The organism is Azospirillum sp. UENF 111221 (genome assembly GCF_058780625.1).
This window is the reverse complement of the sequence record NZ_JBSNCH010000001.1, coordinates 388,491-401,721: the sequence shown is the minus strand read 5'-3', so window position 1 is coordinate 401,721 and position 13,231 is coordinate 388,491. Positions and strand designations below refer to the sequence as shown.

At 66.9% G+C, this 13,231-nt stretch carries 14 protein-coding genes; 4 read left to right on the top strand and 10 right to left on the bottom strand.

Translation table 11 applies throughout. From position 1 onward, the window contains the following. Positions 1 to 59: 59 nt before the first annotated feature. Positions 60 to 1,076: a polyprenyl synthetase family protein gene (locus ACWPN3_RS01755; protein WP_492242175.1), complete on the bottom strand. Its 1,017-nt coding sequence runs from the start codon at positions 1,074 to 1,076 to the stop codon at positions 60 to 62. 117 nt (positions 1,077 to 1,193) lie between these two features. Between ACWPN3_RS01755 and ACWPN3_RS01750 the strand changes: the two genes are divergently transcribed. From ACWPN3_RS01750 to ACWPN3_RS01740, 3 genes are all read left to right on the top strand, one after another. After that, on the top strand, positions 1,194 to 1,400 hold the full coding sequence (locus tag ACWPN3_RS01750) for a putative signal transducing protein (RefSeq protein WP_109449728.1): 207 nt from the start codon (positions 1,194 to 1,196) through the stop codon (positions 1,398 to 1,400). 44 nt (positions 1,401 to 1,444) lie between these two features. Further along, the gene (locus ACWPN3_RS01745) at positions 1,445 to 2,179 is read left to right on the top strand and encodes a tRNA1(Val) (adenine(37)-N6)-methyltransferase (protein WP_492242176.1); all 735 of its coding nucleotides are present in this window, start codon (positions 1,445 to 1,447) and stop codon (positions 2,177 to 2,179) included. A 63-nt stretch (positions 2,180 to 2,242) separates the two neighbouring features. After that, positions 2,243 to 3,133, top strand: coding sequence for a S49 family peptidase (locus ACWPN3_RS01740; protein WP_109449724.1), 891 nt, complete (start codon positions 2,243 to 2,245; stop codon positions 3,131 to 3,133). A 13-nt stretch (positions 3,134 to 3,146) separates the two neighbouring features. Here ACWPN3_RS01740 and oxlT read toward each other — a convergent pair whose 3' ends face one another. Beyond that, positions 3,147 to 4,442 (bottom strand): oxalate/formate MFS antiporter, encoded by a 1,296-nt coding sequence (gene oxlT / locus ACWPN3_RS01735; RefSeq protein ID WP_109449722.1) that lies wholly within the window; start codon positions 4,440 to 4,442, stop codon positions 3,147 to 3,149. Between the two features lie 389 nt (positions 4,443 to 4,831). Between oxlT and ACWPN3_RS01730 the strand changes: the two genes are divergently transcribed. Further along, complete coding sequence (locus tag ACWPN3_RS01730) at positions 4,832 to 5,044, top strand: hypothetical protein (RefSeq protein WP_492242178.1); 213 nt, start codon at positions 4,832 to 4,834, stop codon at positions 5,042 to 5,044. A gap of 82 nt (positions 5,045 to 5,126) precedes the next feature. Here the strand turns inward: ACWPN3_RS01730 and ACWPN3_RS01725 are convergent, their stop codons facing one another. The 8 genes from ACWPN3_RS01725 to ACWPN3_RS01690 all read right to left on the bottom strand — a co-directional run bounded on the left by ACWPN3_RS01725 (position 5,127) and on the right by ACWPN3_RS01690 (position 12,942). Beyond that, complete coding sequence (locus ACWPN3_RS01725) at positions 5,127 to 5,534, bottom strand: hypothetical protein (protein ID WP_455183455.1); 408 nt, start codon at positions 5,532 to 5,534, stop codon at positions 5,127 to 5,129. Positions 5,535 to 5,752: 218 nt separating this feature from the next. Next, a complete protein-coding gene (locus ACWPN3_RS01720; protein ID WP_098737515.1) occupies positions 5,753 to 6,241 on the bottom strand; it encodes a YajQ family cyclic di-GMP-binding protein in 489 nt (162 codons plus the stop codon). Between the two features lie 111 nt (positions 6,242 to 6,352). Then, complete coding sequence (locus tag ACWPN3_RS01715) at positions 6,353 to 7,054, bottom strand: hypothetical protein (protein WP_492242179.1); 702 nt, start codon at positions 7,052 to 7,054, stop codon at positions 6,353 to 6,355. 116 nt (positions 7,055 to 7,170) lie between these two features. Next, positions 7,171 to 8,196: a peptide ABC transporter ATP-binding protein gene (locus ACWPN3_RS01710; protein ID WP_492242180.1), complete on the bottom strand. Its 1,026-nt coding sequence runs from the start codon at positions 8,194 to 8,196 to the stop codon at positions 7,171 to 7,173. After that, positions 8,196 to 9,185 carry an ABC transporter ATP-binding protein gene (locus tag ACWPN3_RS01705; protein WP_098737512.1) on the bottom strand — a complete coding sequence of 330 codons (990 nt, stop codon included), beginning with the start codon at positions 9,183 to 9,185 and terminating at the stop codon, positions 8,196 to 8,198. Before ACWPN3_RS01705 ends, ACWPN3_RS01710 begins: the two co-directional genes overlap by 1 nt. Positions 9,186 to 9,189: 4 nt before the next feature. Continuing rightward, a complete protein-coding gene (locus tag ACWPN3_RS01700; RefSeq protein WP_199237671.1) occupies positions 9,190 to 10,101 on the bottom strand; it encodes an ABC transporter permease subunit in 912 nt (303 codons plus the stop codon). 9 nt (positions 10,102 to 10,110) lie between these two features. Next, positions 10,111 to 11,121: an ABC transporter permease subunit gene (locus ACWPN3_RS01695; protein ID WP_109050116.1), complete on the bottom strand. Its 1,011-nt coding sequence runs from the start codon at positions 11,119 to 11,121 to the stop codon at positions 10,111 to 10,113. 222 nt (positions 11,122 to 11,343) lie between these two features. After that, positions 11,344 to 12,942, bottom strand: a complete 1,599-nt coding sequence (locus ACWPN3_RS01690; protein WP_109449711.1) for an ABC transporter substrate-binding protein — start codon at positions 12,940 to 12,942, stop codon at positions 11,344 to 11,346. Between the last annotated feature and the right edge of the window lie 289 nt (positions 12,943 to 13,231).

The following is a 13,231-nucleotide window of genomic DNA, read 5'->3' as shown; positions in this document are numbered from 1 at the left end:
AAAAAATGCATCATCGTCAAAAAGATCAGGACCGTCGATCCACCCTCGCCGCAGCCTTGTCAGAAATCGCGATCGATCACGAAATCAATGACTTCCATCAGCGCCTGCTTGACCGGCCCGTCGGCGAACAGCCCCAGGCTGTCGCGGGCGATGGAGCCGTAATGGCGCGCACGCTCCACCGTGTCCTTCAGGGCATTGTGGCGGGCCATCAGCGCCTGGGCATGTTCGAGGTCGCCGTCCTTCTGGTCCAGCTCCTCCATCACCCGGCGCCAGAAGGCGCGTTCCTCGTCATTGCCGCGACGGAAGGCCAGCACCACCGGCAGGGTGATCTTGCCCTCGCGGAAATCGTCGCCGACCGTCTTGCCGAGCTTCGCCTGCAGGGCCGAATAATCCAGCACGTCGTCGACCAGCTGGAAGGCGATGCCGAGATTCATGCCGTAATCGTAGAGCGCCAGCTCCTCCGCCTGCGGGCGGTTGGCGACGACGGCGCCGACGCGGCAGGCGGCGGCGAACAGCTCCGCCGTCTTGCCCTTGATGACCTCGAGATAGGCCTGCTCGCTGGTCTCGGTGTCGTTGGTGGTGCGCAGCTGCAGCACCTCGCCCTCGGCGATGATGGCGGAGGCACCGGACAGGATGCGCAGCACGTCGAGCGACTGCACCTCCACCATCATCTCGAAGGCGCGGGAGAACAGGAAATCGCCGACCAGCACGCTGGCCTTGTTGCCGAACACCGCGTTGGCCGAGGCCATGCCGCGGCGCAGGTCGCTCTCGTCGACCACGTCGTCGTGCAGCAGGGTCGCGCTGTGGATGAACTCCACCACCGCGGCCAACAGCCGGTGATGCTCGCCCTGGTAGCCGCACAGGTTGGCGGCCGCCAGCGTCAGCACCGGACGCAGGCGCTTGCCGCCGGCGGCGATCAGATAGCCGGCCAGCTGGGGAATCATCTCGACCTGCGACTGCATGCGGTCGAGGATGATCTGGTTGACGGCGCTGAGGTCCTCGGCCACCAAAGCGGTCAGGTCGTCGAGCGGGGTAGACTTGCGCCGTTTCGGCTCGAAGTTGGTCACGACCGCCAAGGTCGACTCCACGGATGATTGACGCCAGAATTTGCGCTAGGGAGCATAACGGCCTAGGCTCTTCGGTCAAGTCCGCAGGGGGCCGTTATTTCGAGACGCCCGTCCTTTCGAGAAACCATGACCGAACTGCTGCGCACCACCGATCCCGTCCGCCTGTCCTGGCTGGTCGCCCTGCTTGCCGATGCCGGGATCGAGGCCATCGTGCTGGACAGCTACACCAGCATCCTCGAGGGGTCCATCGGTGCCATTCCGCGGCGGCTGATGGTCGATACGGACGACGCCGCACAGGCCGTCCGCATCCTGCGCGAGGCCGGCGAAGCGTGAACGGCACGATCCTTCCGGTTCCGGAACAAAGCATCGAAGCGCCAGTGGCTTTACCCGTGGATTTCCTGCTGAACGGCCGGGTCAGGCTGCTCCAGCCCGACGGCGGCTATCGCGCCGCCATCGATCCGGTCTTCCTCGCCGCCATCACCGCCGCCGGCGACGGCGAGCGGGTGCTGGATGTCGGCACCGGCACCGGGGCTGCGGCACTCTGCCTCGCCGTCCGGGTGCCGGGTGTGTCTGTTGTGGGGCTGGAACAGCGGGCCGATGCCTGCGCCTTCGCCCGCCGCAATGCCGCGCTCAGCGGTGTCGCGGAGCGGGTGACGGTGGTGGAAGGCGACCTGCTGGCACCGCCGGACGCGCTCGGCAGCGCCGGATTCGACCGGGTGATGATGAACCCGCCCTATCTGAAGGCCGGTGCCGCCAGCGTCCCGCCCGACGGCTGGAAGGCCGCCGCGAATGTCGAAGGGACGGCGCAACTGGCCGACTGGGTGCGCTTCGCCAACCGCATGCTGAAGCCGCGCGGCACCCTGACCATGGTCCACCGCGCCGACCGGATCGACGACATCCTGCAGGCACTGCGCGGCCGCTTCGGCAGCCTGGTCCTGGTGCCCCTGTGGCCCAAGCCGGGGGTGGAGGCCAAGCGGCTGCTGCTGGTCGCGCGCAAGGGCGGCAGGGCGCCGGCCCGCCTGACCGCCGGCCTGACGGTGCACAGGGCCGAAGGCGGCTATAGCCCGGAGGCGGAGCGGGTGCTGCGAGACGCGGAAGCGCTCACCATTTAGCGGGGCCAATTTAACGGGACCTGCGCCTTTCAATCGGGAGACTTCAATCCCATCTCTGCCGGCATGAGCCTGAAATCCCTCCTCGCCAAACTCCCCTTCGGCCCCTGGCGCAAGGCCGGGCCGCTGGTGTCCGTCGTCCGCCTGACCGGGGTCATCGGCCAGGGCGGCCCCTTGCGCTCCGGCCTGACGCTGGCCGGCGTCGCCCCGCTGCTGGAACGCGCCTTCGCGCCCAAGGACCAGAAGGCGGTGGCGCTGGTCGTCAACTCGCCGGGCGGGTCGCCGGTGCAGTCGGCGCTGATCGCCAAGCGGATCCGCGATCTGGCCGAGGAGAAGAAGGTGCCGGTCTTCGCCTTCTGCGAGGATGCCGCCGCCTCGGGCGGCTACTGGCTGGCCTGCGCGGCGGACGAGATCTGGGCCGACGAAAGCTCCATCGTCGGCTCCATCGGCGTGGTGTCGTCCGGCTTCGGGCTGCATGGGCTGATCGAGCGCCACGGCATCGAACGGCGCCTCTACACCGCCGGCGACAAGAAGGTGCTGCTCGACCCCTTCTCGCCGGAACGGGAGGACGGGGTCGCCCATCTGAAGGCCCTCCAGGCCGACGTGCACGAGGCGTTCAAGGCGATGGTGCGGGCCCGTCGCGGCACCCGCCTGACCGGGCCGGAGGAGGAGTTGTTCTCCGGTGCCTTCTGGGCCGGGCGCCGGGCGCTGGCGCTCGGGCTGATCGACGGGCTGGGCGACCTCCGCTCCGTCATGCGCGGCCGCTTCGGCGAGAAGGTCCGGCTGCGCGTGGTGCAGCAGGAGGGCGGCATGCTGCGGCGGCTGCGACTGCGCGCCGGATATGGCGACGCCCCGGCCTTGGAGGCCGGGGCGCAGGAAGCCTTTGCCGATGCCCTGGTCGCGGCCGCCCGCACCTCTCTCGACGATTGGGCGGCCTGGGCGAAGCTGGGGCGTTGAGGAGAACCCGCCCTCAGCGCTCGGCGGTGGCCGGTGCCGCCTGAAGCCCGTAGTCGTCGGCCTGGATGAAGGCCGCGCGCAGTGGCTTTAGGACGAACAGCGCCAGCACCGCGGCGACCAGATTGAAGCTGGCGGCGATGTAGAACACGGCGTGCCACCCGAAATGGCTGGCGATGATGCTGCTGAGCGGGACCAGCAGCGCCGCCGTGCCCTTGGCGGTGTAGAGCATGCCAGCGTTGGTCGCCGCGAACTTCGAGCCGAAGGTGTCGCCGGCGGTGGCCGGGAACAGGCTGTAGATCTCGCCGAAGACGCAGAAGAACATCGCCGTGAAGATCACGAACATCACCGGGTTGCGGCCGAGCTGCGTCACCAGGATGATGGCGAGTGCGGCGATGCCGAAGGCGATGAACATGGTGTTCTCGCGGCCGATGCGGTCGGACACCCAGCCGAAGAAGGGCCGGCCAGCGCCGTCGAGGATGCGGTCGATGGAGATCGCCAGCGTCAGCGCCGGCAGGACGAGGCCGAACATGTTGATCGGCGAATCGGCGACGTGGAAGTCATGGGCGATCGGCGCGATCTGGGCCGCCGCCATCAGTCCGCCGGAGGCCACCATCACGAACATGACGTAGAGCAGCCAGAAGACCGGGGTGCGGATGACGCGGGACGGCGGATGGTCGATCTTGGTCTGGGCAAGCCCGCTCTTGCGCACCGGGCCGCTCGACTTCGGCGCCTTGCGCAGGAAGAAGGACAGCACGAAGATCACCACGCCCTGCCCGATGCCGAAGACCAGGAAGGCCTGCTCGTAGCCTTGGCTGGCGATCATGTTGGCGATGGGAATGACCGTGGCGCCGGCACCGGCGCCGAAGCCGGCGGCGGTGACGCCGGCGGCGAGGCCGCGCTGTTGCGGGAACCATTTCAGCGCATTGCCGACGCAGGTGCCATAGACGCAGCCGGCGCCGATGCCGGAGATCACCGCCGCGGTGTAGAGCATCGGCAGCGACGTGGCCTGGCTGTCGATCACCCAGGAGCCGCCGACCAGCAGGCTGCCGACCAGAACCACCACCTGCGGGCCGTAGCGGTCGACGAACCAGCCCTCGACCGGGACCAGCCAGGTTTCGGTGAAGACGAAGATGGAAAAGGCGATCTGGATGGCCGCGCGTCCCCAGCCATGCTTGGCATCGATGGGATCGACGAACAGCGTCCAGCCATATTGCAGGTTCGCGATCATCGCCATGCACAGCAGGCCGACGCTGAGCTGGAACCATTTGTTGTGCAGAAGACCGCGGTCTTCGGTCGTCTCTGTGGTCATGCCCCAAAGTCCCATTGAGCGTGGGGGCGCAGGACCGGCGGGGTGTGGCTGTCCGCTGTGGCGGGCCACCCGCATCGCACCGCGTCCTGCGCCGTTCGGACATGACTGTGCGCCTCAACAATCCGTATTCCAAATACCGGATACCGAATGCGTTATTCTTTTCCACATCGTGGAATGCGTTGAAAAGTCTCGCTTTTTCACGGCAGCAGACATGCACCGATTGCTTGCCTTGCGAACAGAACTGTCAAGGCAGAGCCATGCGGCGCACACATATTTGAAATACGGTATCTGGTATACATAATATCTTGTTGCGGTGCAGAGAGAGGCGCATCATCGGTCCATGTTCACCGGCGCTGACGAGCTGAGCCGCAGCCAGGGGAAATCGCACGATGTCCAGCATCCTGACCCGCCTGTTCGCCGGTTCCGCCGCTCTGGCTCCCGCCGGCTTCGCCCCTGCGGGAGTCTATTGTCCCGCGGCATTCCCGCAGATCGCCCTGCCGGATCTGTTCGCCGGTTTCCGCACCCGCCATGGCGGCGGCAAGCGCAAGCCGGAGTCGCCGGACGTCGCGATGTCTTGGGCCGAGTTCGGCCGGGGGTTCTGAACGGAGATTTCTCGACGCGGCCGGACTCAGGCCGGAGAAATCTGGCCGCAGAGTACTGGCCGCAGAAATCAGGCAGCAGGAATCAGGCTGCGGAGTTCTGGGTCAGCAGGGTAGTGAGCCAGCGGAAATTGGCCCCATTGCCGGTCTGGATGGCGCTTTCCACCACCTGCATCGCGGTCGCGGGGTCCTGCGGGTCGGGCACCGGGGATGAGGCGGCCATGCCGGCCCCGCCCTGCCCGTCCTCCTGCGCGAACAGGGTGACAGCACCGACGCCGAGGCGGACGGAGGGCTGGGCGTTCGCCACCACTCCCGTGCCACCGGCACCGGAGGCGTCGCCCTCCCCGACCCCGTTCAGGGTTTCCAGCATCGCCGCGAACTGGCCGGCCAGCGCACCCGCCTGCCGGGACGCGGACGTCCCTTTGCGCTCCAGGACGTCTTCCGCCCTGATGCGCATGGCTTGCGTGGCCTCGCTGTTGGCCATCATCGACATGGGACCATCCCCGGCGGTTTGTGGCGAACCGCAGGGACACACGCAAAAATCACGCCATCACCACAACCGGCGATTCACAAGGGCCGGCGCCGCCCCTGCGACGATTTGACCGGCAAAAATTTCCCAGCCACCCGGCAGAAGATTCCCAGCCGCCCGGCAAGGCTTGCCTCGCCTTGCCGGGTCGGGCCGAACCGGGCCGGGACCAAGCCGGCTGGAGGTCAGTCGCGGAAGTTCTGGTACTGCAAGGGCTGCTCGATGCCCATCCGCTTGACCACGGCGATGGCGTCCTGCAGGTCGTCGCGCTTCTTGCCCGTCACCCGCAGCTCGTCGCCCTGGATCGAGACCTGGACCTTCATCTTGCTGTCCTTGATCCCTTTGACGATGGTCTTCGCCAGATCCTGCGCGATCCCCTGCTTGATCGTCACGGTGTGGCGCAGGGCATCACCCGCGGCGCGCTGCGGCTGCGCGGTGAAGTCCAGCGCCGCGGCGTCGAGCTTGCGGCGGGTCACATAGACGCGCAGCAGTTCCTGCATCTGCGCCAGCTTCGGCGCGTCGTCGGCCAGCAGAACGATCTCGTTCTCGGTCCGCTCCACCGTGCATTTGGAGCCCTTGAAGTCGAACCGGGTTTCGATCTCGCGGCGGACGCCGGCGAGAGCGTTGTCGATCTCGTGGACGTCCGTCTCGGACACGATGTCGAACGACGGCATGGCGGCACTCTCCCTGATAGGACTGCTGAGAAACGAATCGGGCCAACCGTAAAGAAGACGGCCGCCGCACTCAACAGCCGCTTTGCCCCCTCTGTTTCAGTGATGGGCATTTCACCGGACGGGCAGATGGAACGGCAGGGCGATTTCCCGCAACTCCTTGCCCGGCAGCAACAGGGTCGCCACCGCCCGGTCCGGCTCGAACCGCCAGCTGCGCGGATCCGTCAGGTCGGGGCCGTCGCACTCCGCCGCCAGATCGGGGCCGAGCGCCGCCCGGCAGGCGGAAATCGCAGTCGCCGGCCAGGAGGCGGTGCCGAACATCTGCGCCGGTGTCGGCACCTGCTCGCGCACAAGATCGACCGTCAGCGCCGCCGCGTAGCGGAAGCCGTTGCCCTGCACCCCTTCACCCAGGAACTGGACCGACAGCAGACCGGGGGCGACGACGTGGACATCGGCGGTCAGGACCAGCTCCGCCTCGATCCCCTCCGGCAGATCGGCCGAGCTTTCGCGGAACGAGCGGACTTCGCCCTCGACGAAACGGCGCACCGTCTCATTGAAGAACGCGGCTCCGGGCGTGGCCGGATCGGCGATCTCCGGCCGCTCGGCCCAGATATGGAGGCGGCTGCCCGGCTGCCCTTCGGTCTGCGGAACCATGCGCAGCCGTGCGCCGAGCGCCGGTGTCGAACAGATCGGCTTTCCCTCCGCCGCCCCTGTTCCGGCGCGGGCCCGGGCACAGTCGACGCTGGCCGCAGCGGCTGGATCGGCAAGGGCAAGGAGGAGCGGCAGGCAGAAGGCGGCAAGGCGGCGAAGGGCCATGATGCGGACTCCATCGCAGGGAGGCCGCTTCAGTGGAGCAAAGATAGCCCGGCCGCCGCAAGGGGGGCCGGGCTCATCGTCAGGGCAGACCGAAAGGGCACGTGTCCTGCCGCCGGTCAGTCCATCTTTTCGGCGTAGTGACAGGCCACCAGCCGCTCATCGACGGGGCGCAGCGGCGGAACCTCCGCCGAACAGCGCTCGGTGGCGAAGGGGCAGCGCTTGTGGAAGGCGCAGCCCGGCGGCGGGTTCAGCGGCGACGGCAGTTCGCCCTTCGGCACCACCCGGTCGAGGCGGAGATCCGGGTTCACCCGCGGCGTCGCCGCCAGCAGGATGCGGGTGTAGGGATGGCGCGGACGGGTGAACACCACGTCCTTGGCGCCATGCTCCACCGGCTTGCCCAGATACATCACCATCAGCGAGTTGGCGATGTGCCGCACCACGCTGAGATCGTGGGAGATGAACAGGTAGGCGAGGTTCAGCTCTTCCTGCAAATCCATCATCAGGTTCAGCACCTGCGCCTGGATCGACACGTCGAGCGCCGACACCGGCTCGTCGGCGACGACGACGCGCGGATTCAGCATCAGGGCGCGGGCGATGGCGATGCGCTGGCGCTGGCCGCCGGAGAACATGTGCGGATAGCGGTCGACCTGATCGGGGCGCAGGCCCACCTTCCCCATCATGGCCACCGCGCGGTCGCGCCGCTCGTGCTTGTCCATGGCGGTGTTGATGACCAGCGGCTCGGTCAGGATGGAGCCGACCGTCTTGCGCGGGTTCAGCGAGCCGTAGGGATTCTGGAAGACCATCTGCACCGTGCGGCGCAGCTCCTTCATCTCCGCGGCACTGCGCCCGACCACGTCGCGGCCGTCATAATGTAGTTCGCCGGAGGTCGGCGGCTCGATCATGGTGACGGAGCGGGCCAGCGTCGACTTGCCGCAGCCCGATTCGCCGACCACCGCCAGCGTCTTGCCGGCCTGGAGGCGGAAGGACACGCCGTCCAGAGCCTTCACCGTCGCCATCGGCTTGAAGGCGCCGCGCTTGACCGCATAGTGCTTGCGAAGGTCGCGGGCCTCCAGCACGACCGAATTGCCGGCCGAGGCCTCGAAGATATGGGGTTCGTTCTGGGTTTCGGTCCGGATGGTCATCACAGCGCCTCCCCGGCGGCGGGATGGCCGTCCGGCAGCGGGTAGAAACAGCGCGCGCGCCCGTCGTCCACATCGAACAGCGCCGGGCGCTCGGCCCGGCAGCGCGCGTCGGCGAAGCGGCAGCGCGGGCTGAACAGGCAGCCGGCCGGCCGGTCGGCGATGCCCGGCACCATGCCGGGAATCGTCGGCAGACGGCGCTTGCCGAGCGCCCGCTCCGGCAGCGCGTCCAGCAGGGCGCCGGTGTAGGGATGGCGCGGCCGCTCGAACAGGGACTGGACGGGCCTCGTCTCCGCCACCTGGCCGGCATACATGACGACGACGCGCTGGGCCGTCTCCGCCACCACGCCCATGTCATGGGTGATCAGGATCAGCGCCATGCCGCGTTCGCGCTGCAGCTGGACCAGCAGGTCGAGGATCTGCTTCTGGATGGTGACGTCCAGCGCCGTCGTCGGCTCGTCCGCCACCAGCAGGCGCGGGTTGCAGGCGATGGCGATGGCGATCATCACGCGCTGGTTCATGCCGCCCGACAGCTGGTGCGGGAAGGCCGACAGGCGTGTCTCCGGCGCGGGGATGCCGACCTGCTCCAGCAGCGCGATGGCGCGGTTGCGCAGCGCCTTGCCGGACAGCCCCTCATGCACCCGCAGGGTCTCCATGATCTGGAAACCGACGGTGAAGCAGGGGTTCAGGCTGGTCATCGGCTCCTGGAAGACCATGGCGACGTCCTTGCCGGTGATCTTCCGGCGCTGGGCGGCGGGCATGGTCAGCAGGTCGCGGCCGCCGAACATCATCCGGTCGGCGACGACGCGGCCGTTGGAGCCGAGCAGCCCCATCACCGCGAGAGAGGTGACGGACTTGCCGGAGCCGGATTCGCCGACGATGCCGACGACCTCGCCTTCGTCCACGGTCAGGTCGATGCCATCCACCGCGCGGAAGGTGCCGGCGCGGGTGGTGAACTCGACCGACAGGTTCTTGATGTCGAGAAGAGGCATGAGGTCAACGCTTCAGCTTGGGGTCGAGCGCGTCGCGAAGACCGTCGCCCAACAGATTGAAGGCCAGCACCGTCACCAGGATGGCGATGCCGGGCCAGGTCACGACCCAGGGGGCGCGCTGGAGGAACTGCAGCGAGGAGGCCAGCATGGTGCCCCATTCCGGCGTCGGCGGCTGCGCGCCGAGGCCGAGGAAGCCCAGCGCCGCGGCGTCCAGGATGGCGGTGGAGAAGCCCAGCGTCGCCTGCACGATCAGCGGAGCGACGCAGTTGGGCAGAACCACGATCAGCATCAGGCGCAGCGGCCCGGCCCCGGCGACGCGTGAGGCGACGACATAGTCCTTGTTCACCTCGGCCAGCACGGCGGCGCGGGTCAGGCGGGCATAGTGCGGGATCACCACCACCGACACCGCCAGCATGGCGTTCACCAGCCCCGGCCCGAGGATGGCGGCCACCACCACTGCCAGCAGCAGCGACGGCAGCGCCAACAGGATGTCCATGGCGCGCATGATCAGCACGTCGGCCATGCCGCCGAAGAAGCCGGCGACCAGCCCCAGCCCCAGCCCGACGGCCAGCGACAGGGTGACGACGATCAGGCCGATCATCATCGACAGCCGCGCGCCGTACATCAGGCGGGACATCATGTCGCGGCCGATGTCGTCGGTGCCCAGGATGTAGCTCCAGCTCCCGCCCTCCTGCCAGACCGGCGGGGTCAGGATGGCGTCGCGGTACTGGATGTCGGGGTGGTGCGGGGCGATGACGCCGGCGAAGATGGCGATCAGCGCGATCAGCGCGATCACCACCAGGCCGCCGAGCGCGCCCTTGTTCTGCTTGAAGTGATACCAGAACTCGGTCAGCGGGTGCGGCGGGCGCGACACTGTGACTGCGGATTCTGCGTTGGTCGAGGTTTCAGCGGACATGGATTGGCCTCACCGCGCGTGACGGATGCGGGGGTTGAGGACGCCGTACAGCACGTCCACCAGCAGATTGACCAGGATCACCGAGGTGGCGATCAGCAGGACGCCGCCCTGCAGGGCCGGATAGTCGCGGCGGTTGATCGACTCGATCAGCCATTTGCCGACGCCCGGCCAGGAGAAGATGGTCTCGGTCAGGATTGCGCCGCCCAGCAGCGTGCCGACCTGCAGGCCGATCACGGTCACGACCGGGATCAGCGCGTTGCGCAGCGCATGCATGCCGATGACCCGGCCGCTGTCCAGGCCCTTGGCACGGGCGGTGCGGATGTAATCCTCGCCCAGCACCTCCAGCATGGCCGAGCGCGTCATGCGCGCCACCACGGCCAGCGGCACGGTGCCCAGCACGATGGTCGGCAGGATCAGATGCGACAACGCCGAGCGGAACGCCTCGTAATCGCCGGCCATCAGCGTGTCGATCAGCATGAAGCCGGTCACCGGCTCCACGTAATAAACCAGATCCAGGCGCCCCGAGACCGGGGTCCAGCCCAGCGCGACCGAGAAGAACAGGATCAGCAGCAGGCCCCACCAGAAGATCGGCATGGAATAGCCGGTCAGGCTGGCGCCCATCACGCCATGGTCGAACAGCGACCCGCGCTTGACCGCCGCCAGGATGCCGGCCGGCAAGCCCACCAGCGTCGCGAACAGCATGGCGCAGAGCGCCAGTTCGAGCGTCGCCGGGAACAGGGTGATGAATTCGCTCAGCACCGAATTGTGGGTGACCAGCGACAGGCCGAAATCGCCGGACAGCACGTTGCCGACATAATCGAGGAACTGTTGCCAGAGCGATTGGTCGAGACCCAGTTCATGGCGGAGGGCGGCCAGCCGTTCGGGCGCGATACCCCGTTCGCCGACGCGCACCTCGATGGGGTCGCCGGGAACCAGCCGGATCAGGATGAAGGTCAGAAAGGTGATGCCGAGAAAAGTCGGAATCACCAAGCTTACCCGCGTCAGGATGAAGCGAAGCATCGACGGGTACTCGTTTTTTAAAACTACGGTGAAAACTGGAACGGAGCGCTGACTTGGCAACGCCCCGTTCCATCAGGGGCACCTGCCCCCACTCCGGCCCTTCCCCGCTTGCGCAGGGTTGGGAATGCCACTCTGTTCAAAGGGTTGGAGGCGCGGAACCCCAAGGCCTCCAACCCGGTACACCCGGCGCCGCACCCCCTTTTTGCAGGGGCGCGTCACGCATCACTTCAGGTCGACGCCTTCGAAGCGATGGATGCCGAACGGGTCCATCTTGTAGCCGACGACATTCTTGGCGAGGCCCATGTAAACCACCGAATGGGCGATGGTGTACCACGGGGCCTCTTCCTTGAAGATGACCTGCGCCTGCTCGTACAGCTTGGTGCGCGCGGCGATGTCGGTGGTGCGCTTGGCCTGGACGACGAGGTCGTCGAACTCCTTGTTGCACCACTTCGACAGGTTGTTGCCGCCCGGACGCGCAGCCTCGCAACCCAGAAGGGTGTAGAGGAAGTTGTCCGGATCGCCGTTGTCGCCGGTCCAGCCGAGCATGCCCATCTGGTGCTCGCCCTGCTGCATCCGCTTGCGGTACTCACCCCACTCGTACTGCACGATCTTCGCCTTGATGCCGACCTTGGCCAGATCGGCCTGCATCATCTCGGCGACGCGCTTGGCGTTGGGGTTGTACGGGCGCTGCACCGGCATCGCCCACAGGTCGGTCTCGAAGCCGTTGGGATAGCCCGCGTCGGCGAGCAGCTTCTTGGCGCGCTCGACGTCGTAGGGATAATCCTCGATGGCGTTGTTGTACGACCACATGGTCGGCGGGATCGGGTTCTTGGCCGGGACGCCGGCAGCCTGATAAACCGCGGCGACCGTCGCCTTCTTGTCGAGCGCCATGCTGACGGCGCGGCGGACCCGCACGTCGTCGAACGGCTTCTTCGTCACGTTGAAGGAGACGTAACCGACGTTCAGGCCTTCCTGCTCCTGGACGACGATGGAGGTGTCCTTCTTCATGCCGTCGATGTCGGCCGGATTCGGATACGGCATGATCTGGCATTCGTTGGCCTTCAGCTTGGCCAGACGAACCGCCGCATCGGGCGTGATCGCGAAGACGAGGTTGTCGAGCGGCTGCTTGCCGCCCCAATACTGCTCGAACGCCTTGTACCGGATGACGGCGTCCTTCTGGTAGGCGACGAACTGGAAGGGACCGGTGCCGACCGGAACCTGGTCCAGCTTCTCCGGCGTGCCCTTCTTCAGCAGCATCGCGCCATATTCGGCCGACATGATCGGGGCGAACGGCATGGCGAGGTTGGCCAGGAACGGCGCCTCGACCGCGTTCAGCGTGAACTTGACCGTCAGGTCGTCGACCTTCTCGATCGACTTCAACAACTTGGGCATCGCCATGTCGTTGAAGTAATCGTAGGCGCCGCCGGAGATCTTGTGGAAGGGATGATCCGGCTTCCACTGGCGCTCGAACGAGAAGATCACGTCTTCGGCGTTGGCATCGCGGGTCGGCTTGAAATCGCCGACGCTGTGCCACTTGGCACCGGCGCGCAGCTTGAAGGTGTAGACCAGCCCGTCGTCGGAGATGGTCCAGGATTCCGCCAGGCCGGGAACGACCTTGGTGCCGCCATGCTCGAACTGGACGAGATTGTTGTAGACCGGAAGAGCAACGTCGAAGCTGGTGCCGGTCGTGTTCAACATGGGGTTGAAGTTTTCGGGGCTACCCTCGGAGCAATAAACAAGGGTCTTCGCCGCCTGGGCCGGCGCCGACAGCGCCAGCGCCGCGGCCATACCAAGCCCGGCACCCAGCAGGATGCGCTTCATTCGTCTTGCCTCCCGATTCCGATTGGAGCGTATGGAAATTTGCCAGAACGCCTATGAAATAGCGCCGCCATTTGGCGCGTGCCCAAGGCGCCTGTCAACGCCTACATGCATACGTGGCTATACCGTGGCGCAGAGCACAATTCGTGGCGCCAATACGTCCGTATGGATACATTTTCGCCCCCGAAAACGAAACAGTTGCAAAGCCAACCATCCGGTTGACCGAACCGGCAGCCTCATGCCCCTGCGAATCAGGCCATGCGGGTGGGTCGCCGGGGAAATGCGCGCAGCC